17 protein-coding genes are annotated in these 24068 nt (G+C 73.0%); 10 read left to right on the top strand and 7 right to left on the bottom strand.

The features are described from left to right. Positions 1-454: 454 nt before the first annotated feature. Positions 455-808, top strand: a complete 354-nt coding sequence (locus OG776_RS36575; protein WP_148007265.1) for a VOC family protein — start codon at positions 455-457, stop codon at positions 806-808. 217 nt (positions 809-1025) lie between these two features. Beyond that, positions 1026-2132, top strand: a complete 1107-nt coding sequence (locus OG776_RS36570) for a DNA alkylation repair protein (protein WP_329323213.1) — start codon at positions 1026-1028, stop codon at positions 2130-2132. 42 nt (positions 2133-2174) lie between these two features. Here the strand turns inward: OG776_RS36570 and OG776_RS36565 are convergent, their stop codons facing one another. Next, positions 2175-2669, bottom strand: coding sequence for a winged helix-turn-helix transcriptional regulator (locus tag OG776_RS36565; RefSeq protein ID WP_148007267.1), 495 nt, complete (start codon positions 2667-2669; stop codon positions 2175-2177). A gap of 183 nt (positions 2670-2852) precedes the next feature. Here OG776_RS36565 and OG776_RS36560 point away from each other — a divergent pair, with 183 nt between their 5' ends. Both OG776_RS36560 and OG776_RS36555 read left to right on the top strand, forming a co-directional pair. Then, positions 2853-3197 (top strand): nuclear transport factor 2 family protein, encoded by a 345-nt coding sequence (locus OG776_RS36560; protein ID WP_148007268.1) that lies wholly within the window; start codon positions 2853-2855, stop codon positions 3195-3197. Between the two features lie 178 nt (positions 3198-3375). Then, complete coding sequence (locus OG776_RS36555) at positions 3376-4218, top strand: oxidoreductase (RefSeq protein ID WP_148007269.1); 843 nt, start codon at positions 3376-3378, stop codon at positions 4216-4218. A gap of 276 nt (positions 4219-4494) precedes the next feature. Here the strand turns inward: OG776_RS36555 and OG776_RS36550 are convergent, their stop codons facing one another. Then, positions 4495-4752: a hypothetical protein gene (locus OG776_RS36550; RefSeq protein WP_148007270.1), complete on the bottom strand. Its 258-nt coding sequence runs from the start codon at positions 4750-4752 to the stop codon at positions 4495-4497. 306 nt (positions 4753-5058) lie between these two features. Between OG776_RS36550 and OG776_RS36545 the strand changes: the two genes are divergently transcribed. Next, positions 5059-8025: a SpoIIE family protein phosphatase gene (locus tag OG776_RS36545; RefSeq protein ID WP_329323210.1), complete on the top strand. Its 2967-nt coding sequence runs from the start codon at positions 5059-5061 to the stop codon at positions 8023-8025. A gap of 93 nt (positions 8026-8118) precedes the next feature. Here the strand turns inward: OG776_RS36545 and OG776_RS36540 are convergent, their stop codons facing one another. Beyond that, positions 8119-9171, bottom strand: a complete 1053-nt coding sequence (locus OG776_RS36540; RefSeq protein ID WP_329323209.1) for a helix-turn-helix transcriptional regulator — start codon at positions 9169-9171, stop codon at positions 8119-8121. Positions 9172-9271: 100 nt separating this feature from the next. Here OG776_RS36540 and OG776_RS36535 point away from each other — a divergent pair, with 100 nt between their 5' ends. The 4 genes from OG776_RS36535 (at position 9272) to OG776_RS36520 (ending at position 13314) form a co-directional block, all read left to right on the top strand. After that, the gene (locus tag OG776_RS36535) at positions 9272-9850 is read left to right on the top strand and encodes a DinB family protein (protein WP_148012220.1); all 579 of its coding nucleotides are present in this window, start codon (positions 9272-9274) and stop codon (positions 9848-9850) included. 161 nt (positions 9851-10011) lie between these two features. Continuing rightward, complete coding sequence (locus OG776_RS36530; protein WP_329323206.1) at positions 10012-11112, top strand: winged helix DNA-binding domain-containing protein; 1101 nt, start codon at positions 10012-10014, stop codon at positions 11110-11112. A gap of 459 nt (positions 11113-11571) precedes the next feature. Then, positions 11572-12453: a glyoxalase III HchA gene (hchA, locus tag OG776_RS36525; RefSeq protein WP_329323204.1), complete on the top strand. Its 882-nt coding sequence runs from the start codon at positions 11572-11574 to the stop codon at positions 12451-12453. A gap of 174 nt (positions 12454-12627) precedes the next feature. Then, a complete protein-coding gene (locus OG776_RS36520) occupies positions 12628-13314 on the top strand; it encodes an SDR family oxidoreductase (protein WP_148014645.1) in 687 nt (228 codons plus the stop codon). Positions 13315-13460: 146 nt separating this feature from the next. Here OG776_RS36520 and OG776_RS36515 read toward each other — a convergent pair whose 3' ends face one another. The 4 genes from OG776_RS36515 to lanKC all read right to left on the bottom strand — a co-directional run bounded on the left by OG776_RS36515 (position 13461) and on the right by lanKC (position 20287). Continuing rightward, positions 13461-15464 (bottom strand): ABC transporter ATP-binding protein, encoded by a 2004-nt coding sequence (locus OG776_RS36515; RefSeq protein ID WP_329323201.1) that lies wholly within the window; start codon positions 15462-15464, stop codon positions 13461-13463. After that, positions 15457-17301 (bottom strand): ATP-binding cassette domain-containing protein, encoded by a 1845-nt coding sequence (locus OG776_RS36510; RefSeq protein WP_261995014.1) that lies wholly within the window; start codon positions 17299-17301, stop codon positions 15457-15459. Before OG776_RS36510 ends, OG776_RS36515 begins: the two co-directional genes overlap by 8 nt. A 101-nt stretch (positions 17302-17402) precedes the next feature. Then, complete coding sequence (locus OG776_RS36505; protein ID WP_148014162.1) at positions 17403-17528, bottom strand: SapB/AmfS family lanthipeptide; 126 nt, start codon at positions 17526-17528, stop codon at positions 17403-17405. Between the two features lie 143 nt (positions 17529-17671). Then, positions 17672-20287, bottom strand: coding sequence for a class III lanthionine synthetase LanKC (gene lanKC, locus OG776_RS36500; RefSeq protein WP_329323199.1), 2616 nt, complete (start codon positions 20285-20287; stop codon positions 17672-17674). A 1245-nt stretch (positions 20288-21532) separates the two neighbouring features. Here lanKC and OG776_RS36495 point away from each other — a divergent pair. Then, positions 21533-24001, top strand: coding sequence for a lamin tail domain-containing protein (locus OG776_RS36495; RefSeq protein ID WP_148014161.1), 2469 nt, complete (start codon positions 21533-21535; stop codon positions 23999-24001). The last annotated feature ends 67 nt before the right edge of the window (positions 24002-24068 follow it).

Genomic DNA, 24068 nt, shown 5'->3' with positions numbered 1-24068 from the left:
GCCGCGGGCGGCCGGTCCGGCGTCCTCAACGCTCCGGCGAATGGCCCGACCGAGCCGTATTCCGAGCCACGAGTCCGTGCGCTTCCACGTGATCACGAAATCGTGCACCTCAGTCTCATTCGTCCCCCGGAAGGCTGCCACTCCGAAAGGTCCCCACGGAATGGGCGGAATCGCCCGTGGGGCCTCTGATCTGCTCCGCTGCTCCATCGGGGCAACGCGCGCTTCACTCGAATGGCGGGCCGTCGGGGCAGGGCACGGAGAGGGGACCCCGGCGACCGGCACCGGCGGGAACTCCTCGCGGGGGCCTTGGCCGGGAGCGCCGCGCCGACCGCGCCGGCGCCTTCCCCGCGTCCGCCAGGAACGCTTGCCCCACCGCCGGGAGGAGAACGTGCGGCAGGCGCCGGACGCGGTGGCCGACCCGCCCGGCACGCCGGCGTCCTGGCAGGATGGCGGCATGGAACGAGTGCTGGGAATCGGTGGGTACTTCATGCGGGCCGCGGACCCGGCGGCCCTGAGCGCCTGGTACCGCGACTGTCTGGGCCTGGACGCGGACGAGCACGGCCTGTGGCGTCAGGGGGACGGGCCGACGGTCTTCGCGACGTTCGAGTCCGGGACCGACTACTTCGGTTCCCCCGCCCAGCAGACCATGCTCAACTTCCGGGTCCGCGACCTCGACGCGATGCTCGCGCAGCTGCGGGCCGGGGGAGCGGACGTGGCGGAGGAGACGCAGGAGATGGAGGGGGTCGGCCGGTTCGGCTGGGTCACCGACCCCGAGGGCCGTCGCGTGGAACTGTGGCAGCCCGCCTGACCGCGGCCCCACACGGGCGGTGACGAACCGGCCGGCCGGGTCCTCGGGGGCACCGGGGCGCGGAGCCCCCGCGCGCACCGGCCCGGCTCGCGTGCATCCGTTACTGCTAATCTAGAAGTAACAGATCGGGGAGCGGTCTCCGCACTCCACAACGAGGACTCCCCGCGGAACCGCCCCCGAGCGCGTGGTCCGCGTACGCGGAGACAGGGAGCGTCACGTGCCGCTGGCCGAGGAACTGCTGGGATCGGCGGCGGTGGCCGGTCTCGCCGACTGTCTCGACCGGGCCGGCCGGCCGCGCGACGCGCGGGCCGTCCGCGAGGCCGGGACGAGGCTCGACGGACTCGCCCTGCGCGAACGCAGCGACCTGGTGCGGGACGTCCTGACGGCGCATCTGCCCGAGGGGTACGCCGCGACACAGACCGTCGTCCGCACGGCGCTCGGCGATCCCGGATTCACCGGATGGATGATCTGGCCGGTGACGGAGGCGGTCGTCACACGTGCGCTCGACGACGACGATCCGGACTCCTTCGAGGCGGCCCTGCGCCTGCTGGCGGAGCTGACCCCCCGGCTGACCGCCGAGTTCGCGATCCGCCGGATGCTCCGGGCCGACCTCATCCGCGCGCTCCGCGTCGTACGGGAGTGGACCGGCCACCCCGACGAGCACGTCCGGCGCCTGGCGAGCGAGGGGACACGGCCCCGGCTGCCCTGGGCGGTCCGGGTACCCGGGCTGCTGGACCGCCCCGAGCTGACCCGCCCCCTCCTGGACGCGCTCTACCGCGATCCGTCCGAGTACGTGAGGCGGTCCGTCGCCAACCACGTGAACGACATCAGCCACGCCGCCCCGGACCTGGCCGTCGAGATCGCCGCCGGGTGGAGCGCGGCACCGGACGCGCACACCCCCCGGGTCGTACGGCACGCGCTGCGTACGACCGTGAAGAAGGGGCACCCCGGTGCGCTGGCCCTGATGGGGTTCGAGCCGGCGACGGAGGTCGCCGTCTCCGCTCCCCGGCTCGGCGAGGACCGGGTGGCGGTGGGCGACGAGATCACCTTCGCGTTCGACGTCCACAACGAGGGGGCCGCGCCGGCCAAGCTGGTGATCGACTACGTGATCCACTACCGGAAGGCGAACGGCGCCACCGCGCCGAAGGTCTTCAAGCTCACCACCAGGACGCTCCGGGCGGGCGAACGCGTCTCGATCACCCGGCGGCACTCCTTCAGGAGGATCACCACCCGGGTCTTCCATCCGGGGGCGCACGCCCTGGAGCTCCAGGTCAACGGCGCGGTCCGCGGCCGCGCGGAGTTCACCCTGCTCGCACCGTCCTGACGCGGGCCCCGCAGGAACGGCCGGGGTGAGCGGCGGGAACCGTCAGGAGCCGTTCGCCGTGTCCGCGTACCGGGTCCGCATGGCGTCGCTCGCGGCCGGACCGGCGGTGAAGACGAACTCGTCCGTGTCGACACGCCGGCCCGTCGTCCGGTCGACGACCACGGGATCGGCCTCGGCGCCCGTCCGCGCGTCGACGAGGATCATGGACCGCTCGTCCGCGGCGAGCTGCGAGTTCCCCCACGCGGCGAGCGCGACGATGACCGACCGCAGCGAGCGGCCGTACTCGGTGAGGACGTACTCGTAGCGGTCGGGGCGGGTCTGGTAGCGGCGTCGCTCGAAGAGACCTTCGGCCACCAGGGACTTGAGCCTGCTCGTCAGCATGCTCGACGAGATGCCGAGGTTCTCCTGGAACTGGTCGAACCTGGTGAAGCCGTCGAAGGCGTCATGCAGGATCAGCAGCGTCCACCACTCGCCCACGTGCTGGACGGTCCTGGACAGCGGACACTCGCGGTCCTCCAGGCGAATGCGGGCCGGCATGAGTGCCCCCTTCCCTTCCGTCACCGACGGGATTCGAACGAGGTCCGAGCTTAGCAGTGGTTACTGCTACAGTCGAAGTGAGTCACTTTGGATTTAGAAGTGACTGCCCATGGGAGCGGTGTGCCCTGTCCGGAGGACGGCCCCCTCCCTCCGAATCCCCGCCCCAGCCCTAAGGAACAGCCCATGGCATCCGTCAGTCTCGACGCACTCCCCCAGGCCGTCACCCGCTATCTGGCGGCCCACCGTCTGCACGACACCGCGGCGGAGATCGCGAACTTCACGTCCGACGCCACGGTGACCGACGACGGGACGACCCACACCGGCATCGACGCCATCGAGCGGTGGACGGACCGCACCGCCGGCGAGTACAGCTACACGATCGAGCCCGTGGCGGTCCAGGAGACCTCCGACCGGGAGTACACGGTCACCCAGCGGCTCGAAGGTGACTTCCCCGGCGGGATCGTCGACCTGCACTTCCGGTTCACCCTGCGCGACGGACTCATCGAGCGGCTCGTCATCGAGGCCTGAGCCCCACGTCCCCGCCCGCGGCCCGTGGCCCATGGCCCGCAGGTCGAAACGCTCGCCCGTGCGGCGTGGCGTGACCTCGTCGGACGACCGCGCCGGGCGTTCCGGATCGCCGGCGGACGGCACGGACGGGATCCAGCAGAAGTATCGAAAAAACGAAGGAATCGAAGGGAAACGAACCATGAGGACCTGGTTCATCACCGGGGGCGGCCCCGGCGGATTCGGCATGGCCTACGCGGAAGCGGCGCTGGAACGGGGCGACAACGTCGTCCTCACCGCCCGCAGGCCCGAGCTGCTCGCGGAGTGGGCCGGAGCCCACGGCGACAGCGTGCTGGTCCTGCCGCTGGACGTCACCGACACCCGGCGGATCGAGGAGGCCGTCGCGGCGGCGGAGGCACGCTTCGGCGGCATCGACGTCCTGGTCAACAACGCCGGACGGGGCTGGTACGGCTCCGTCGAGGGCATGACGGACGACGCCGTGCGGCGCACTTTCGAGCTGAACTTCTTCGCCGTCGTGGCCGTCCTGCGTGCCGTTCTGCCCGGCATGCGCGCCCGGCGGAGCGGATGGATCGTCAACATGTCCTCGGTGGCGGGCCTGCGGGGAGTCACCGGCTTCGGCTACTACACGGCCGCCAAGTTCGCGCTCGAAGGGCTCACCGAGGTGCTGCGCGAGGAGGTGGCGCCGCTGGGCGTCCGGGTCCTCGCCGTGGAGCCGGGCGCCTTCCGCACCCGGGCCTACGCCGGTTTCGCGGACGAACCGGTGACCGAGACCGTGGACTCCTACCGGCCGCTCGTGGAGTCCGTACGGGACTTCATGGTCGCGCAGGACGGGAAGCAGCCCGGCGATCCGGTCCGTGCCGTCCGCGCCGTCGTCGAGGCCCTCGACCAGGAGGAACCGCCACGTCGGCTGGTCCTGGGCGGCGCGGGGTACGACGCCGTGGTCGGGCACCTGGACGCGGCCCTCGCGGAGATCCGCGCTCACGAGACCGTCTCGCGCGGAGCCGACTTCCCGGCTTCCGGATGAGAGCGAGGCCGTCCCGGGGCTCACCGGCGAACCACCGGCCGTCGCGGGCCGCCCGACCGGCGGCGGGCCGTCACGGGCTTCCCGGCGATCGGACGCGGGGAGGGTGTGCCGGCCCCCTCCGGACGGCCTGCCCGGCCTCCCGAGAGGCCGGGCAGGCCGTCCGTTCCACGGGTGCCGGCGCTCCCGCACCCCGGACCCGGAGCGGCCGACGGGACCTGACCGACGACGGACCCGGTTCCCGGCCCCGTTCGCTTTCCCGGCGCGGGGCCGCGGGGGCTACTGCTCGCGCTGCTCGGTGCGGTTGAGGCCCCGGGCGATCTCCTGGAGGATCTCCAGCTCCTGCTTCCCCGTCATCTCGGCCAGTTGGCGCAGCAGCAGGGCGCACAGCCCCGTCACACCGTCCGCGACCTGGTCGAGGTTCCCGTCCGACTCCACGCGTTCCATCATGTACTTCGTCATGAGGGTGTCGCCGGAGACGTAGGCGGTCATGGCCTCGATGCCGAGGCGCACACGGTCGTAGTCGTTCGTCGTCATCGCGCCACCGTCGCACGCTCCGCGCGATCATGCCACTGTCCGCCGGGGTTCGGTCCTCCCCCGCTTTATCGGAACGGACCCCGCGCGACCGAACGCACCCCCGCGGGGAGCGGGCAGCGGGCCCGCGGCCGGGAGGTACGCGGCTCCGGTCCGTCACCCGCGACAGCGTTCCGGGGGCTTCGGCACCCGGAACGAACTGGTTCCGCGTTCACCGCTGTTGAGGCTCCGGTGGCGCGTAGGGCGGCGCGGCGTGAGAATCCTGCGAGGCACGGTTTCGGGCGAAACGTGGACGATAGGGTTCCCGGCATGAACGCACGGCTGGCTCTGCTGCGTACAGTGGCCCCCGGAGTCACGGAGAGTGACATCTTCCGGCTGGCGCTGCAGCACGCGCTGGGAGAGCTGGGCGCCCTGGGCGGAGCGATCCATCTGCGCGGCCCCATGTCCATGCTGCGCATGGTGTCCACGGCCGGCCTCCCGCCCGCCCTGACCCGCACCTGGGAGATCGTCGACCAGGAGGGCCCGCTCGCCCCGGCCCGTGCCCTGCAGCAGGACACCGGCGTGTGGGTGCCGTTCACCGTCGCCCCGCCGCCCGCCGCTCCGCCCGAGCCCGGCGATCCCGCGACGGAGGCGGCCGAGGCCGTCTGGCCCGGCACCGGTCTGGCCGCCCTCCCGCTGTTCGGCAGGGACCGCGGCATCGGTGCCCTGACCGTGCTGACGGGCGACGACGGGGAGCCCACCGAAGAGCAGTGGGAGTTTCTCCGGGCCGTCGTCGCCTGGGCCGAGGACCGCATGGTCCAGGCGCCACCGCCCTCCCGTCCCTCGCACGCGGAGCCGGACCGGGAGCGCCTGCGGGAGGCGCTGAAGGAGGTGAGCGTCGGCGCGTGGGACTGGGACATCCGCACCGGTGAGCTGATCTGGGACAAGGAGGCCCTGGAGCTCTACGGCACCCTGCCCGCGGACTTCACCGGCCGGATCGAGAACTGGATGCGGATCGTCCACCCCGACGACCTGGCGCCGACCCTCGCGCTGGCGGAGCGGGCGATCCGGGAGCACGGTGTGTTCGAGGCCGAGTACCGGGTGCGCAAACGGGACGGCACCTGGGGCTGGACCCAGACCCGCGGCGGTGCCACGTACGACGAGAACGGCGAGCCGGTCCGGATGGGCGGCCTGGGCTGGAACAGCGACGAGTCCCGCTCCGCCCGGGACGCGCTCAGCCGGGCCCTTCGCCACATGAGCGACGGCTTCCTCGCGGTGGACGACGAGTGGCGGATCACCTTCGCCAACCTGGAGGCCGAGCGCACGCTGGGCTTCTCCGAGGAGGAGCTGTTCGACCGCGTCCTGTGGGACCTGCCCAGCGCACGGCAGATCCCCGAGCTGGAGAGCCAGTGCCGGCGGGCGGCCGCCGAGGAGAAGCCCGCCAGCTTCGACGTGCGCATGCGGGACAGCGGGCGCCGCTATCAGGTGCGCCTCGTGCCCGGACCCGACGGCCGCACCCTATACCTCACGGACGTCACCGAGAGACGGCGGGCGGAGGAGGAACGTGTCGCCGCCGAGCGCGCCGCCGTCGAGCGGTCGGCCCGGATCACCGAACTGACCGCCGCGCTCGCCAAGGCCACGACCTCCCGCGACGTGGTGGACGCCGTCGCGCGACGGGTGCTGCCCCCGTTCGCGGCCTCCGCGCTCCTGGTCCAGGCGGTCGAGGACGACCGGCTCTGCAACGTCGGCGCCGTCGGGTACTCGGCCGACTTCCTCGACCATCTCGACAACCGCCCCCGGGCCCCCGGCGACCCGGCCTGGGACGCCATCGCGACCGGCCGGCCCCTGTTCCTGGCCTCGGTGGGGGAGCTGACCGCGCACGCGCCCGCGCTGGCCCACCGGGCCGGCCGTACGGACATGAAGTCGTGGGCGTTCCTCCCGCTGACGGCGTCCGGCCACACGTTCGGCGTCTGTGTCCTGTCCTTCGACCGCCCGCGCACCCTCACCGACGAGGAGCGCACCCTGCTGGCCACCATCAGCGCCCTCGTCGCGCAGGCCCTGGAGCGGGCCCGGCTCTACGACGCCGAGCACACCCGCTCGCGCGAACTCCAGCGCAGCCTGCTCCCCCAGGTCCTGCCCAGCATGCCCGCCTGCACGGCCGCCGCCCGCTACCTCCCGGCGGGACAGGGCATGGACGTGGGCGGCGACTGGTACGACGTCATCCCGCTCTCCGGCGGTCAGGTCGCCCTCGTCGTCGGGGACGTCATGGGCCACGGGCTTCCCGAGGCGGCCACCATGGGACGCCTGCGCACGGCCGTGCACACCCTGGCCGACCTCGAACTGCCCCCCGACGAGATCATGAGCCGCCTCAACGACATCGTCGGCGGCATGGGTGAGGGCTCGTACGTCACCTGCCTGTACGCGCTCTACGACTCCACCACCCAGATCTGCTCCATCGCCCGGGCCGGGCACCCGCCGCCCGCGCTGGTCCATCCCGACGGCACCGTGCGCTTCCCGGAGCTCTCCACCGACCCGCCCCTGGGCGCGGCGGAACCCCCGTTCGAGACGGTCGAGGTGCCGGTGCCCGAGGGGAGTCTGCTCGTGCTCTACACCGACGGTCTGGTCGAGTCGGCGAAGCGGGAGATCGACGAGGGCATGGCGGAGCTCGCCGAACTTCTCCGTACGGTCCACCGGAAGGGCACCGACACGGATCTCGACCGCCTCTGCGACATCCTGACCGCCGGTCTGCTGCCCGCCGAGCACCAGGCGGCCGACGACGCGGCCGTGCTCGTGGCCCGCCTGCACGCCCTGACCGGTGACCAGATGGCCTCCTGGCCCCTCCCCGAGGACCCGCGGGCGGCCGGCCAGGCCCGGCGGCACGTCCGGGAGCAGCTCACCAGCTGGGGGCTGGACGGCCTGACCCCCACCACGGAACTCCTCGCCAGTGAGCTGGTGGGCAACGTCGTGCGCCACGCCAAGGGCCCGCTCCGGCTGCGTCTGCTGCGCAGCGCCGGTCTGATCTGCGAGGTCTTCGACGGCAGCCTCACGATGCCCCGCATCCGTCGCGCGGCCGACACCGACGAAGGGGGGCGCGGCCTGCAGCTGATCACCGCGCTCTCCCAGCGCTGGGGCACGCGCTACACGCCGACGGGCAAGTGCATCTGGACCGAACAGCCGCTGAACGGCTCCACGGGACAGAAGGACGTGCCGCCGGAGACCCTGGACCGGATGTTCCCGGACGCGGAGGGGTTCGAGGCGGACCTGGACGCCCTGCTGCCGGAGGAGCCCAGCACATAGCGGGGGGCCGGTGCGCGGGCGGTAGGGGCGGGTGGTGGGGGGAGCCGATGCGGCAGGTCCGGTGACCGCGGTGGGTCAGGTGGGGGCGGCGGCTCAGGTGGAGGCGGCGGGGCCGGTGGGTGTGGGGGTGACGGGTGCGGCCGGGCCGGTGGGTTCGCCGGCCGCGGCCGCGGCGCAGCGGCGGGCCAGGAGTGCGAAGGCGTTCCTGAGTTCGTCCGGGCCCACGACCTGGATGTCGGTGTCGAACCGGCCGAGGGTGGCGGCCAGTCCGGGCCACGACCACGCGCCCAGGACGAGCCGGCAGCGGTCGGGGCCGAGTTCCTCGACGGCTCCGTCCCGCGTGTAGGTGGACACGACGGAAGCGGGCAGGCCGAGGATCACCTCGCCGGTGCAGGGCCGGCCGCCGGTGCCGTCGGAGCCCTGGAAGCGGTCGGCGACAAAGGCGGCCACGTCCCCTCCGGGCAGTTCACGCGGGGTGAAGCGGGGACCCGTGGGGGTGCGCGGGGTGATCCGGTCGACGCGGAAGGTGCGCCAGTCGTCGCGGTCGAGGTCCCAGGCGACGAGGTAGCAGCGTCCGCCCCAGGTGACCAGATGGTGCGGCTCCGCCCGGCGCGGCCCGGCCGTGTCGGAGGCCGCCCGGGCGGTTTCGGGCGCGGACGGGCGGGCGTAGCCGAAGCGCAGCACCTCGCGGGCCTGGACGGCCGCGCCGAGCGCCACCAGCACCCGGGCGTCGGCCCCGGTGTCCGGCCCGGTGCGCGCGGGTTCGACGGCGGTGACCCGCAGGGCGTCCACGCGATGCCGCAGCCGGGCGGGCATGACCTGCCGGACGGTGTTCAGCGCACGGGCGGCGGCCTCCCCGACGCCCGCGCCGGTGGTGGTGACGGTCTGGAGGGCGACCGTGAGCGCGACGGCCTGGTCGTCGTCGAACAGCAGCGGCGGCAGCTCCGTACCGGCACCGAGGCGGTAGCCCCCGTCGGGCCCCTTCGTGGCCGCCACCGGGTAGCCGAGCTCGCGCAGACGGTCGACGTCGCGGCGCACGGTGCGGGGACTGACCTCCAGCCGTTCGGCCAGCAGCTGCCCGGGCCAGTCGCGGCGCGCCTGGAGCAGGGACAGCAGCGTCAGCAGTCGCGCGGAGGTCTTCGGCATGTCACCCATGGTGCATCGAGTAGCGGACACGACCTGACCTCTTCCACTGGCAGTGTGGCCCGTGCCGGACAACGAGACCCGACAGAAGGACCCGATCACCGTGACCGTCACGACCACCCCCTCCGCGGCCCCCGACGGCGAGCGGGCCGACCTGCTCGCCGAACTCGCGAGCGCGCGCTCCGCCCTGACCGCCACGACGCGCGGTCTCGACGACAAGCAGGCCGGCGAACGGCCGACCGTCAGCGCGCTGTGCCTGGGCGGCCTGATCAAGCACGTCGCGTCCACCGAGGACGCGTGGATGCGATTCGCGGCCGAGGGCCCCTCTGCGATGCGATACGACCTGCCCGAGGGTGTCACCTGGGCCGACCTCGCGGCCGGCACCGCCCGCGAGTTCCCGCAGTGGGCCGTGGACCGCCAGGACGAGTTCCGGATGCTGCCCGGCGAGACGCTGGCCGGCGTCCTCCGGAGCTACGAGGAGGTCGCCGCGCGGACCGAACGGGTCGTCGCCTCCGTCCCCGACCTGTCGGCGGCGCATCCGCTGCCGGAGGCGCCCTGGAACGAACCGGGAGCGGTGCGCAGTGTGCGCCGGGTGCTGCTGCACGTCATCGCCGAGACCGCGCAGCACGCCGGACACGCGGACATCCTGCGCGAGACGCTCGACGGACAGACGTCGACCTGACCGGACTCCCCGCCTGCCGCCGCTTCCTGGACCGACCGACCACCGGTCGGTGCGGGGACCGGCGGCGCCCGGACCGACCGGCAGTGGCCGGCGGCCCGGCACCGGGACACGGAACGCCCGCACACCGGACACCCGCACACCCGCACACGAAAGGAGCGGCGATGGCCGTTCTCGACAGCCGGGCGCTCAACCGGGCAACCCTCGCCCGGCAGTTGCTGCTCGACCGCGCCGACGTACCGGTCCTCGACGCCGTCGCGCATCTCTGCGGTCTCCAGGCGCAGGAACCACAGGAACCGTTCGTCGGGCTCTGGTCCCGGCTGCGGGCGTTCGACCCCACGGCGCTCTCGGACCTGCTGGTCCGGAGGAAGGTCGTTCGCACCCATCTGATGCGCCGCACCGTCCACCTCGTCACCGCCGACGACGCCCTGGCCTGGCGGGCCCGCCACGACGCCATGCTCCGTCAGCGGGTCCTCGGGAACTACCGTCGCGAACTCGACGGCACGGACCTCGACGAACTCGCCGCGGCGGGGCGGGCGGTGATGGCCGACGGCGAGCCCCGGTCGACGAGCGAGCTCGCGCGGTCGCTCGCCGGACGCTGGCCGGAACCGGGACCGCGGGCGCTCGGCGAGATGCTGGTCGCCGCGCTCGTCCCGATGGCGCAGACGCCGCCGCGCGGACTGTGGCGGACCAAGGCGGGGGTACGCAACGTCCCGCTCGCCTCCTGGCTGGGCCGGGAGATCGCCCCGCCCGCGTCCGACGGCTCCGATCCGGTCGGCCGCGCGCTGGTACGCCGCTATCTGGCAGCCTTCGGTCCGGCGGCCTCCGCCGACGTGCGCGCCTGGTGCGGTCTGGCCGGACTCCCGGCCGCGGTGGCCGCGATCCGCGAGGAACTGGTCGCCTTCCGCGACGAACAGGGCCGGGAACTGCTGGATCTCCCCGGTGCGCCCCGCCCCGACCCCGACACCCCCGCCCCGGTACGGTTCCTGCCCGCGTTCGACAACGCGCTCCTCGGCTACCACAACCGCGGCCGGATCGTCGACGACGCCCACCGCGGTCTGTCGGTCGCGGGTGAACGGGCCGTGCTCGTCGACGGGCGGGCCGCCGCGACCTGGTCCGTCGACGACGGCACCGTGGTCGTCGCACCGCTGCGCCGGTTGTCCCGCGCCGATCACGCGGACGTCATCCGGGAAGGGCGGGAACTGGCCCTGTTCCTCACCGGCGACGACAGCGATCGCGTACGGGTCGCGGCGTCGCCGGGCTGAGGGTCGCCTGACCGAGGGTCACCTGACCGAGGAGAGAAAGGTCCGGCCGAGGGCCGAACCGGTGACCCGTGACCGTTGACCCCGTGACCGATGGCCCCTTGACCGGCGACCCGTGACCGGTGGCCCGTGGCCCTGGCTGGTGACCACCGGAAAGAATCCTCGGCCGTGGCTCCCTTCGGCATGTGAAATGCGGCGTCTCCCGCCGGGTTCGGATTTCGACTCGGCCGAATTCCGTCTCCGACGTCGACTTCCGCTCCGCTTTCGTTTCCCTTTCGGCATCACCCTCGGCCCGGTCGGGCATTCGGCTCCGGACCGTCCGTCGGTCACGACCTGCCGGGTCGGTCCGGTCGCAGTAGCATGATCTGCATCAGCCCCGACGACGACGTCACGCCGTTTTCTCCGGTAGCGCACACCCCCTTCGTGTCACTGGCGAGCAGGGCAGGAAAGAAGGTCGTTCGCATGTCTCATGACGCAGGCGATCTGAGCAGGGACCCGACGCCGGATCCGGCGGAGGAGAACGCATTCTTCCCCTCACCCTATTCACTGAGCACGTACACGTCGCCGAAGACGAATTTCGACGGAGTGAAGCACAAGGGCGCCTACACCGGGGGAAAGTGGAAGGTGCTCATGATCGCCGCCGGGGAACGCTACGTCCTGGTGGAGAACGGGAAGATGTTCTCGACCGGAAACCACCCGGTGGAGATGCTCCTCCCGCTCCACCATCTGATGGAAGCGGGCTTCGACGTCGACGTGGCCACGGTGGAGGGCTACCCGGCGAAGCTCGAAATGTGGGCCATGCCACGCGAGGACGAAGCGGTGATGAGCACGTACGAGGCACTGAAGCCGCAGCTCAAGCAGCCCCGGAGACTGTCCGAGGTGATCGCCCACGGCCTCGGGGAGGACTCCGACTGCCTGGCCGTGTTCGTCCCGGGCGGGCACGGTGCGGTGGTCGGACTGCCGACGAGCACGGCGGTGGGCCGAACGCTCGACTGGGCCCTGGCGCACGACCGGTTCATCATCACCCTGTGCCACGGGCCGGCGGCCCTGCTCGCCGCCTCGCTGGGGAAGGACGAGTCTCCGTTCAAGGGTTACTCGGTCTGCGTCTTCCCCGACGCGCTCGACGAAGGGCCGAATCTGGAGATCGGCTATCTCCCCGGCCGCCTGCCGTGGCTCGTCGCCGATCTTCTGAGCGAGCAGGGCCTGGAGATCGTCAACGACGACATGACCGGCCGCACCCACCGGGACCGCGGACTCCTCACCGGCGACAGTCCTCTCGCCTCCCACAACCTGGGACTTCTCGCCGCGGAGACGCTCGTCGAAGCGGTCCGGTCGGCCGGCTGACGGCCCGGCACGGAACGCCGGGGAAGGTCGGGAAGGGCCGGGGGTGCTCGGGGTCCCGTCCGCCGAGAGGGGTCGGGACCTCGGCGCGTCCAGGTATCGGACCACGGCCGGAACGGCTCAGAGCATGGCATGAAATCGCTCCTTGAAAAGGAGACTTGGGGGAAACATGGCTTTATGAGCGTTCATTTCATGACCGGCGCGAATTCAGGTATCGGGGCGGCGACGGCCCGGCTGCTGGCGGCGCGCGGGGACCAGCTGTGGCTGCTGGCCAGGGATCCGGGACGGGCCGCCGACCTGCGTGCGGCCTTCCCCGGCTGCCGTACGCTGGTCGCCGACCTCGCGGTGCCCGGCGAACTGGCGGCCGCACTCGAACTCCAGGGACTGCCCGACGAGTTGGACTCGCTCCTGCACGTGGCCGGAATTCTGGAACACGGCGTGGTGGGCCAGTTGGGCGCCGGACCCTGGCAGGAGATCTGCGCGGTCAACCTGCTGGCACCGGCCGAGCTGACCCGGCTGCTGCTCCCGGCCCTGCGCGCCCGGCGGGGACATGTCGTGTTCCTCAACTCCGGTGCCGGACTGCACGCTCCGCCGGGCCTCGCGGCGTACGCGGCCTCCAAGTTCGCCCTCAAGGCACTCGCCGAGGCGCTCCGCGCGGAGGAGTACGAGCACGGCGTCCGCGTGACGTCCGTCTACCCCGGCGAGGTCGACACACCGATGCAGGCCGAGCTCCACGCCCGGCTCGGCATCGCCTACGACCCCGCCACCTGCCTCACCGTGGACTCCGTCGCCCAGGTGGTGGCGGGCGCGCTGGACCTGTCGCGGGACGGGACCGTCAGTGATCTGATGCTCCGTCCCGGCTGAGCGTACGGTGCCGGGCGGGCCGGAGTCCGGCCCGCCCGGCACCGTACGACGGACGACGGACGGCGGAGGGCGGAGGGCGGAGGGCGGACGGCGGGCGACCGTCGTCGCCCGAGGGCGGCGTCCCCGGACCGCCGAGGCCGACGCGGTCAGTCCATGGGGTCGGGACCCCCGTCATGGCCGCCGACCAGTTCCCGGTATCCGGGCGCGGTGGCCAGCAGTTCGCGGTGGGTTCCCACCAGGGCACGGTCCCCGTCGAGGAAGAGGACACGGTCGGCACGGCGTGCCGGACCGGGCCGGTGGGTGATCGAGACGACCGTACCGGGGCGGCCGCGGAAGGCCTCCTCCACCCGGAGCTCCGCCTGGGCGTCCAGGTGGCGGGTGGCCTCGTCGAGGATCACCAGCCGGGCCGGCGAGAGATGGGCACGGACCAGGGCGATGGTCTGACGCTCCCCCGCGGACAGCGCGGCCGGATCGACCGTGGCCTCCAGCCCGCCGAGTCGATCGACCAGAGTGGCCGCGCCGACCGCCCGTACGGCGGACAGGACGTCCCGCTCCGCCGCCCGGGGGCGCAGCCAGCGCAGGTTCTCCCCGAGCTCGCCCGCGAACACATACGCCTCCTGCGGCAACAGGACGCGCAGGTCGGCCAGTTCCCGCGGGGTGAGCCGGTCCGCCGGTGTGCCGCCGAGCACGACGTCGCCCCGGTCCGGCGGGACATCGCCCGCCAGGACGTCGGCGAGTGTGGACTTGCCGACCCCGGAGGGCCCGACGACGGCCAGGTGCTCCCCGTCGCGCAGGGTGAGGTCCAGGGCGTCGAAGACGGGTTCCGCGGCGGCTCCGTAGGAGTAGGAGACACCACGGAGGCGGACCGAACCGTCGGCGGCGCCCTTCTCCCCCAGCCGCCGGAGACTGTCCTTCTCCCCGTGCCGCACCCGCCCCGACTCCGGTTCCCGTTCGCCGTCCCCTCCGTCCCCTCCGTCCCCTCCGTCCCCTCCGTCTCCCCCGACGGGGGCGGGCGGAAGCCGGGAGGCGGCGGCGAGGCGCTCGGCGGCGACGGCGAGACGCAGCCAGGACGATCCCACGCCCTGTACGAGAAGGCGCAGGGCCGGTTCCAGCGTGCCGGTGAGATAGGCCAGTACGCCCATGACCTCGCCGGGGGTCAGCCCCCGGCGGACCAGGGCGGGGGCCGCCAGGACGACGAGCAGGAGCGGCAGATGCGCCCCCAGTGCGACGAGGACGCGCCGCAGCGCCGCCGTGGCCGCGAGCGAACGGTTCGCGCGGGCACTGGCGGCCACGGCGGCGAGGAGTTCCTCCTCCGCGGGCCGGCGGGCCCCGCAGGTGACGATGTCGCGCAGCGCGGTCAGGGTGTCGGCGCACAGGCGGGCGAGGTTCTCGTCGGCGGCGAACGCCCGGCGCTGGCGCCTCATCGTGACCGGGGTGGTCGCGGCGAACCCCGCCAGTGCGAGCAGCAGCGGGACGGCGATCAGCGGGGTGGCCGCCGGGGCGAGCAGTGCGGTGCCGGCGAGCACGGCGACCGCGGTGAGGGCGAAGTGCGAGACGACGAGCAGCTGTCCGGCGGTGGCGTCGCGAACGGCCTCGACCTGACGGGTCAGTTGGGCCACGGCGGTGGCGGCTGACGCGTCCGGGCGGCCTCGGGCCGCGACCGACCTGTGCAGCAGACCGGACACCAGACGGCGCACCAGCCGGTCGCGCATCGGCTCGACGACATGCGCGAGTTGGGGGTAGGTCTGCCGGGTCGCCCACGCGCCGGTCAGCGCGGCCCCCGCGAACAGGGCGAGCCAGCAGGCGGCCCGGTCCGGCCGGTGGTCGAGGAACCCGCGGTCGACGGCCAGCGCCATCGCCTTGCCGGACACCAGGGCCGGGAGTGCCGACACCAGGGTCCACGCGAGCAGCCTGAGCACCGCCGGCCTGCTGTCGGTGAAGACCGAGCGCACCACGTCGGCGGCGGCCCGGGCCGGTCGCGGCGGCTCCGGTCCCGTGGCCGGGAGCGGGGTCTCCCCGGCCGCCCGGTTGTCGAGGGACGACCGGTCTCCGGGGACCGGTCGGTCGGGAGCCGGGGTGGTCACCGACGACGGGCGACGGCCGCCGTGCGGGGAGACGGCTCGCGCGGTCGGTGTCGTGTCGTCAGTCATGGACGGCCGCCTTCGCCGGAGCCGGGCGCGGGCCGGGGATTCCGCCGTCCAGCACGTCGCGGTAGGCGGCCAGGGACAGGAGTTCGTCATGGGCCGCGACGGTGCGGACCCGGCCCTCGTGGAGCCAGGCGACCCGGTCGGCGGCGGCGGCCACGGTGGCGCGCCGGGTGATGTGCAGGACGGTGCGTCCCCGCGTCTCCGCGCGCAGCGCGTGCAGTGCCGCGGCCTCGGTGGCTCCGTCGAGGCCGCAGGTAGCGTCGTCGAGGACGATCAGGCGGCTGTCACGGGCGATCGCTCTGGCCAGACCGAGGCGCTGGCGTTCCCCGCCGGAGAGGACGAGTGAGGACATCGGGGTGCGGTAGCCGTCCGGGAGACGGCGGATGAACGTGTCGGCCTGAGCGGCGCGCGCCGCCCCGCGCAGCCGCGCCGGTGGCGGGGGCTCCGGGCCGAGGCCCAGCGCGTCCTGGACCGTGGCACCGGTCAGCACCGGGTCCGCGAAGGCGCACGCGACGGCGGTGGGCAGGTCGTCGGGGTGGATCGCGGTGAGCGGGACGCCGTCGAGGGCGACGGTTCCCTCGTCGGGTGCGGTCAGACCGACGGCGAGCGCGGCCACCAGGGAGGTCGCCGAGTCGGACGCGCCCACGAGGGCGGTCCAGGACCCGTCGGGCACCGTCAGGTCCAGCCCGTCCAGGGCGACGACGCCCTGACGGCGTACGACGACGCCCCGCAGCTCCAGTCGGCCCGGCCCGGCCGGCAGCGGACGGGAGACGGCGTCGGGGAGTGGCAGGGTGAGTACGTCGGTGAGCCGGGCGGCACCCGCCCGGGCCTGGGCCACGTCGAGCAGACTCTGCGCGGTGCCGAGGCCGCTGAGGCCGATCCCGGTGTAGCCGAGGGCGGCCAGCAGATCACCGACGCCGAGCCGGCCCGCGGCGACCTGGGTCCCCGCCACGGCGAGGACCGTGAGCTGCGTGGCCGGGGCGAGCAGGCCGGTGCACCACGCGGTGCGCCGCTGGGTGTCCCACAATTCGCGCCCCCGTCTCGACAGCTGCGGCAGGGGGCGCAGGACGCGTTCGATCTCCCGGGTGACGGTGGCGGAGGCGGCGATGCTGCGGCTGCCGCCGAGCGCGTCGAGCAGGCCGGACGCCAGCCGGGCCTGGGCCCGTTGGTATCCGTCACCGGCGTCGGTCGTACGGCGCAGCTGGCGTCGGATCACCGCGTAGCCGGTGGGCGCGGTGGCCAGGAACGCCACGGACAGCAGCGGGGAGAGCAGGGTGAGGGCGACGATCGCGACGACGGCCATCAGCAGTTGCGCGGCCGAGTAGACCAGGGCGGGCGCGGCCAGGGCGGCCTGCGGGGCGCTGGCGGTCAGACGGGCGACGAGATCACCGACCGGCATACGGGCGACGGCGGCGGGACCGGCGGCCAGCGTACGGCGGACCGCCAGGGCGCGGATGTGGGCCGCCGCGTCGGCGCCGGAGCGCGGGGCCGCGTACTGGGCGGCGGCCTCGGCCACCGTCAACAGAACGAGCAGCGCGACGAGTTGGCGACCGGTGACGGATCCGGTGCCGGCCAGGGCCTGGTTGACGGCGCGGGCGAGCAGGGCGGGGAGCAGCAGGGTCGCGGTGGTGCTCGCGGCTACGGCCAGGGCCAGGAACACCGCCCAGCGTCCCGCCGCGGCCGGGAGCAACAGCCGTGGTGGGCGGGCCGGTCCGGGCCGGTCGCCGTCGTCCGGACCGGTGGCGTCCGGGGTGGGGGGAACCGGTCGTGCGGGGGGCCGGTCCGGGGTGTCGGTCGCGGCGGGCTGCGGCGGAGCGGCGTCGGTCGGGTCGCTGTGCATGAAGCCCTCCGGGGAAAGGGGCCGGTCCGGGCGGCCGAGGCCGTCCGGACCGGTTCGTCGGGAGGGCCGGCCGCGCCGAGGTGGCGCGGCCGGCGGGTGGATCAGAGGCAGAGCAGGGTGCTCACCGTGCTGTTGGTGCAGTTGACGGCGCTCAGGGAGCTGAGGACCGAGCGGTACTCGAGGATCTCTTCGGGGGTCTCCAGGGCCTGCAGGCTGAGAATGGACATGATGGTCCCCTTCCGGGTGGTGGTGGGTGCTTCCGGCGGTCTGCCGGAACTCTGTGGGCGGCCTGTTCTCCCGGGCCGCGGGCGGGATGCGCCGGCGCGCTGTGGGACGGTCGGTGGTGTGTCGCCCGGTGCGCCGGCCCGGTTCAGCCGGTCGGTGTCCGGAGCACCTCGGACGATGGGCGCCGCCGAGGCGCCGGGACTCCGGGAGCGAGGAGGTCGGCCGGCTCGGTCGGGACGGTCAGGAAGGGCAGCGTCGGCGTGCCCGCGTACACCGTGCCGAGGGCGGTCATGATCCCCGCGTTCCCCGTGGCCAGGTCCATGGACAGGCGCAGCAACTGCTCCCCGGGGAAGGCCGGATGGCCCTCGTACGGCACGACGTGCCAGAGCAGTCGGCGTACGTGCCGCCGGATCACCTCGGCGTGCTCCGCACCGCCCGGGTCCAGCAGCGCCCGCAGTCCGATCAGTCCGGCGCGGCCGTTGAACAGCCCGGGCTGGACGATGAACTCCGGTACGGCGGCCCGGCTCATGCGCTCCAGTCGTTCCGCGAGCCTGGCGTCCGGCCGGTGTTCCAGATGGGCCCGCAGTACCGCGGCGATGCCCGCGCTGCCGGATTCCAGGTAGGGCAGGACACGGATGCCGTCGTCGACCTGGAGGGTCCCGTCCTCGGCCTCCACACACCGGCCGAGGTCGTGCTCCAGGGCTCGGCCGGCGAGGTCGAGGAGGTTGCTGTCCGCCGACACCTGGTGCAGGTGCAGCAGGAGCAGCGCGGTTCCGCTGGCTCCGTGGACGAGGCCGGCCCTGGATCCGTCCGGGGGCGTGGCCCGGTCGAGGTGCAGTCCGGCGAAGGCCCGTTCGGCGGCCTCCACGGCGGCGTCGTACAGGCTCCGGTCCCCGGTCGTCCGGGCGAAGGAGAGCAGGCACAGCCCGATGCCGGCGAGACCGCTCAGCAGATCGGGGCCGTATCCCTCGGAGTCGTCCTTCATCAGGCGGTCCAGCAGGTCGAGGGCCTGTTGCCGGTGTCCGAGCAGGTCGAGAACGTAGGCCACGCCGTGGCCTCCGACCAGCAGGCCGGGCCGGAGCGGTTGGCGGTCGACCGCCTTGAGCAGCCAGCCCACATGGGCCGGATCCACCCGGGCCCCGGTCGCGTGGCAGGCCCACAGGACGCCCGCGGCGCCGTACGCCAGTCCGAGGCCGTCGTGGGTGAACTGGCTCGGGTCGCCGGGGAACAGTCTGTCGGTCCGGTGCGGGGTGGCGCTGACCGTGATCGCCGCGGCGAGTTCGTCGCGCAACCGGGGCCACGCGGCCGCCTCACCGCTGAACAGCTCGGCGAACTCCTCGGTCTCGTGCGGTCGTTGACGGTTCCCGGGCCGGCCGTCGAGCTCCGGTGGGTCCGCCGGGGGCAGCGCGAACCTCTCCCGTGCGGCGGCCCGCAGGGTGTCGGCCTTGTGCGGGCTCAGTACCGTCAGGGGCAGCAGCGGCATGAAGATCCACAGCCGCAGGGCGGCGAGGGCGTGCTCGTCGACGGCGAACCCGGTCAGTTCGGGCGGCGCGGCGAATCCCGCGGCGCCCAGGGCGGGCCGGACGAACGCGTCGACGGGCGAGGAGAGTTCGAAGTCGATGAACACGACCCGGCCGTCGGGTCGCACGATCAGGTTGCGTGGGTGCAGATCGCCGAAGACGACGCCCCGGGCGTGGATGGAGCGCAGGCCCTCTTCGATGCTGTCGAGGATGCGCAGCGCCTTCACGCGGTACTCGGCGATGTCCTCGTCGGTCACCTCGGGGTGGACCAGAGGGTAGTTGCGGCCGAACCACCGGTGCAGGGGTTCGCCCTCGATGTACTCCTGGACCAGGAAGTGGTGTTCCCAGGCGGTGAGTCTGCCGAGCACCGCGGGCACGGAGTCCAGGCCGGCGAGTCTGCCGAGCGTCTCGTGCTCCAGTTCCAGGCGGGTGACCGCGTCGTCGCCGCGCTGGTCGAGGCCGGCGTGCGGTCTGGCCTCCTTGAGCACCACCTGCCGGTCGTCCGCCGTCCGCCGGGCGAGGTAGATGCCGCCGCCGTTGGAGAAGTGCAGGGCGCTCTCGACGGTGTACGGGAAGTCGTCGACGCTGGCCCGGGACGCGGAGGCGAGGGTCTCCGCGAGGACCGCCGGGACCGGGGCCCAGGGCGGGACCTCGAAGACCGCGGCGCGGACGTCCGGGCGCAGCCTGCCCGACGGCTCGCGGAAGGCGAGCACGAGCTCACCGGTCTCGGAGCGGCAGAACTGCTCGACGAAGCCGCCGTAGCGTAAGTACAGAGGGCCCTCGCGCCAGCGCAGGTCGCTGAGGATGTAGGGTCCGGGCGCGCCGTCGAGCGCGGCGTCCAGGGTGTTCAGGCAGTGTTCCAGCGCCGCGTCGTCGCGCGGGTAGAGGGTGAGGAACTTCCCGCTGGAGGCGCGGGCCGCGTACTTGGCGTTCTGCGTCTGTACGAGGCCGGGGCTGCGCAGGAACTTGTAGGCGACTCCGTGGTCGAAGCAGTACCGCCGGACCACGTCGAGGACGTGCTCGGCGTTGTCGAGGCGGGCGGCCACGTGAATCTTCCAGCCCTGTTCGGGGAGTTCGGGTGACACGGGCTGGAAACCCACCCACACCTCGCGGACGCTGCGTACCCATCCGGGGGGCGCGTCCTCGGTGGCGGCGGGGAATTCCTCGCGGGCGGCCCACTGCACGGGTGAGTCGTAGAACAGCCGGTCGGCGTAGGAATACGCCTCATAACGCATGTCCATTCGAACCCTCCCAGAATCACGACGGAAACTTCAGCATCACGCGCCCCGGCGAAGCCGGCACACGACGTCGGTCGACCGCTCGGGAAATCCGATCCCCCGACAGGCCGGCATTCCTCCAACAACCCTTGAGGAATAAGGCCCTTGCGTTTGTCGGGGATGTCATGACCCCGACGCCATCAAGGTAGGGTCCGGCCGCCACCTCGCATCAGAGCGCGTTCACGGCGCATCCACGTACAGAACACCGCGCGCTGCCGAACAGCGCACGCCCGGCCGGCCGGCACGCGCCGTCCACCCGCCGAGAAAAGGGAAACACGCCCGCACGTCATACTCGCGCTCTTCACAGCACGCCCATGGCAGCTCATAATTCCAGCCGACTTTCCGATTCCTGGGAACACATGTCGCACGGCGTTCGACGGCCATGGACACGAATGGAGTAATCCCTCGGCGGGTGACTCCACGGAAAGAGACCGTGGGCGAGTGTGCGGCCCTTGCCGTTCTCACCGCATACCAGCGGCTCTGACCTCGCTTTTCGACAGCTCTCCCGGGCCGCGGGGAAATCCGGCCGGGGCGCGTTCCGGCCGGCCGGGCGTCCGCCCCTGCCCGACACCGTGCCGTCCCGGTTCGAACGCCGTCGGGTCCCCGCGCACCGCCCTTTCTCCGCCGGAGTCCTCCGGACCCGACAGCGCCGACCGCTCCCGCGTCGCCGCCGTGGCGGACACGGCGGACGCGACGGAGACGGAAAGTCCGCCCGTCCTGGCCGAGGGCGCCCGTACCGCACCCAACTGCGCCCCCACTCCCCTCCGTTCGCCGTCGCCGGACGGACACCGGCCGCACGGGAGCCGGAACCGGGACGAGCCGCGGCGTCCGGATCTGGACATCAACACCGCCGCCGGGGCGGGCACTTGGATCCGAGCGGTCGGCCGTCCTCCAGAAGGGGCGGTCGGCGAGCGGCGCGCCCCTGTCCGCGCTTAATCCGAGTCGGGGCGAGTCGAGCTGAGCCAGGCCGAGCTGGGCCGAGTCGAGTTGAGCCGGGGGGGGCCGGGTCGGGCCGGCCAGGCCGAGTCGGACCGCCGTCGGCCGTCGCGAGACGGAAAGTCAGCCACTGGACCCACAGATTTAACGACACACCCCTTGATACGCCCTTTTCTACGCGCGTAACCTCAGCCGATCGCAGGGTTCCAGCCTGTCTGACCGCACCTCATGCGCCGTTCGTCCGGCGGACGTTGAAGGAGTCACCCCGTGCCGATGCACAGACCCAGCGCAGTGCGCGTAGCCGGCGCCGCGTTCGTGGCCGCGACCGCGACCGCGGCCGTCGTCATGGCGCCGCTGCCCGCCGCCTTTGCCACGCCGTCGACGAGTGTCGTGATCTCGGAGGCCTACGGCGGTGGCGGCAACTCCGGCGCCACGCTGAAGAACGACTTCGTCGAACTCGCCAACCGCTCGACGACCGCGTACCCGCTCGACGGGTACAGCGTCCAGTACCTCCCGGCCTCCCCCTCCGCCGGCTCCCTCTGGCAGGTCACCCCCCTCACCGGCGCGCTCGCCCCCGGTGGCGGCTACCTCGTCGGCGAGGGCGCGGGCAGCGGCGGCACCACCGCGCTGCCGACCGCCGACGCCACCGGCAACATCGCGATGGCCGCCGCCGGCGGCACGGTCGCCCTGGTCAGGTCGACCACGGCACTGACCTGCAAGACGGCCGCCGACTGCGCCGGCGACCCGAACATCGTGGACCTCGTCGGCTACGGCACCGCCGTCGTCCGCGAGGGCACCGCCGCGCCCGCCGCGAGCAACACCACCTCCGTGTCGCGCACCGCCTCGCTCGCCGACACGGACGACAACTCCGCCGACTTCACGGCCGGCACGCCCACCCCCACCAACAGCGCGGGCGAGACCGCGAACGGCGGCGGCGACGGCGGCGGGCCCGGCGGCCCCACCGCACCGGGCGCGTTCCGGATCCACGACATCCAGGGCACCACCCGTGTCTCGCCCCTCAAGAACCAGAACGTGGTGGGCGTCCCCGGCATCGTCACCGCCGTCCGCACGACGGGCAGCAAGGGCTACTGGATCCAGGACCCGACCCCGGACACCGACCCCGCCACCAGCGAGGGCCTGTTCGTCTACACCGGCTCCACCGCGCCCACCGTCGCCGTGGGCGACTCGGTCCTGGTGAGCGGCAAGGTCACGGAGTACTACCCGGGCACCGGCACCCAGTCGGTCACCGAACTCGGCAGCCCGGTCTCCACCACCCTCTCGGCCGGCAACCCGCTCCCGGCCGCGGTCGTCCTGAACGACTCGACCGTCCCGAACACGTACACGCCCACCGCCGGCGGCGGCAGCATCGACGACCTCCCCCTCGAGCCGGGCGTCTACTCCCAGGACTTCTACGAGTCCCTCGAGGGCATGCGCGCCTCGGTCCAGGACGCCCGGGTGACCGGCGCGACCAACTCGTACGGCGAGATGTTCGTGACCGCCAAGCCCCACGAGCGGCCCACCAGGCGCGGCGGCACCCTCTACGGCGCCTACGACCAGCAGAACACCGGCCGCATCGAGATCGTCGCGGCCGACGGTTCCACCCCGACCCTCAACGTCGGCGACGAGCTGTCCGGCACCACCACCGGCCCGGTCGACTACGCCTCCTTCGGCGGCTATCTGCTCGCTCCCTCCGCCGCCACCACCGGCAAGGCCGTCGACAACGGGCTCAAGCAGGAGGTGACGCGCAAGCAGAAGGGCAAGGAACTCGCCCTCGCCACCTACAACGTCGAGAACCTCGACCCGACCGACGGCGCCGACAAGTTCACCCGCCTCGCGAAGGGCGTCGTCACCAACCTCTCCTCCCCCGACATCGTCACGCTGGAGGAGATCCAGGACGACAACGGCGCCACCGACGACGGCACCGTCTCCGCCGAGGAGACGCTGACCCGGTTCACCGCCGCCATCAAGGCCGCGGGCGGCCCCGCGTACTCCTGGCGGTACATCAACCCGGTCGACGGCCAGGACGGCGGCGAGCCCGGCGGCAACATCCGCCAGGTGTTCCTCTTCAACCCCGAGCGCGTCTCCTTCGTGGACCGCGCCTCCGCGGGCGACCCGTCCACCACCGCCGTCTCCGTGGTCAAGGACAAGCGGAAGCACGAGACCCGGCTCTCCGCCTCGCCGGGCCGCATCGACCCCACGAGCGCCGCGTGGGCCAACAGCCGCAAGCCCCTCGTCGGCGAGTTCAGGTTCCAGGGCGACACGGTGTTCGTCATCGCGAACCACTTCAACTCCAAGGGTGGCGACGACCCGATGCACGGCCGGTTCCAGGAGCCGACCCGGTCCTCGGAGACCCAGCGGAAGCTCCAGGCCCAGGAGGAGAACGCCTTCGTGGACTCCCTCCTCGCCGCCGACCCCAAGGCGCGGATCGTGGCCCTCGGCGACCTCAACGACTACGAGTTCTCCGACGCGGTCAAGACCCTCACCGACAACGGCGACGTGCTCACCGACCTCATCAACACCCTTCCGGTGCGGGAGCGTTACAGCTACGTCTTCGACGGCAACAGCCAGACCCTCGACCACATCCTGACCAGCCCCGCCATCACCGACTACGACTACGACGTCGTCCACATCAACGCGGAGTTCGCCGACCAGGCGAGCGACCACGACCCCCAGGTCGTCCGCATCGACGTGAACGACTGCGGCTGGAAGGCCTACCGCCCCGGGCACGGCAAGGGGCACTGACCCCGGCGGTCTCCAGCGGTCCCCAGCGGTCCCCAGCGGTCCTCCGGCCGGCGCCGTCACGCCGGCC

It is taken from the genome of Streptomyces sp. NBC_01689 (assembly GCF_036250675.1).
Lineage (GTDB): Bacteria > Actinomycetota > Actinomycetes > Streptomycetales > Streptomycetaceae > Streptomyces.
This window is presented reverse-complemented; position numbering and strand designations above follow the sequence as displayed.

Bases quoted from the DNA above. Each gene is read 5' to 3' on its own strand.
- OG776_RS36505 (WP_148014162.1), bottom strand. From the start codon at position 17,528: ATGTCCATTCTCAGCCTGCAGGCCCTGGAGACCCCCGAAGAGATCCTC.
- OG776_RS36545 (WP_329323210.1), top strand. From the start codon at position 5,059: ATGAACGCACGGCTGGCTCTGCTGCGTACAGTGGCCCCCGGAGTCACG.
- OG776_RS36575 (WP_148007265.1), top strand. From the start codon at position 455: ATGGAACGAGTGCTGGGAATCGGTGGGTACTTCATGCGGGCCGCGGAC.
- OG776_RS36515 (WP_329323201.1), bottom strand. From the start codon at position 15,464: ATGACTGACGACACGACACCGACCGCGCGAGCCGTCTCCCCGCACGGC.
- OG776_RS36495 (WP_148014161.1), top strand. From the start codon at position 21,533: ATGCACAGACCCAGCGCAGTGCGCGTAGCCGGCGCCGCGTTCGTGGCC.
- hchA (WP_329323204.1), top strand. From the start codon at position 11,572: ATGTCTCATGACGCAGGCGATCTGAGCAGGGACCCGACGCCGGATCCG.
- OG776_RS36550 (WP_148007270.1), bottom strand. From the start codon at position 4,752: ATGACGACGAACGACTACGACCGTGTGCGCCTCGGCATCGAGGCCATG.
- OG776_RS36530 (WP_329323206.1), top strand. From the start codon at position 10,012: ATGGCCGTTCTCGACAGCCGGGCGCTCAACCGGGCAACCCTCGCCCGG.
- OG776_RS36540 (WP_329323209.1), bottom strand. From the start codon at position 9,171: ATGCCGAAGACCTCCGCGCGACTGCTGACGCTGCTGTCCCTGCTCCAG.
- OG776_RS36520 (WP_148014645.1), top strand. From the start codon at position 12,628: ATGAGCGTTCATTTCATGACCGGCGCGAATTCAGGTATCGGGGCGGCG.
- OG776_RS36565 (WP_148007267.1), bottom strand. From the start codon at position 2,669: ATGCCGGCCCGCATTCGCCTGGAGGACCGCGAGTGTCCGCTGTCCAGG.
- lanKC (WP_329323199.1), bottom strand. From the start codon at position 20,287: ATGGACATGCGTTATGAGGCGTATTCCTACGCCGACCGGCTGTTCTAC.
- OG776_RS36510 (WP_261995014.1), bottom strand. From the start codon at position 17,301: ATGCACAGCGACCCGACCGACGCCGCTCCGCCGCAGCCCGCCGCGACC.
- OG776_RS36555 (WP_148007269.1), top strand. From the start codon at position 3,376: ATGAGGACCTGGTTCATCACCGGGGGCGGCCCCGGCGGATTCGGCATG.
- OG776_RS36560 (WP_148007268.1), top strand. From the start codon at position 2,853: ATGGCATCCGTCAGTCTCGACGCACTCCCCCAGGCCGTCACCCGCTAT.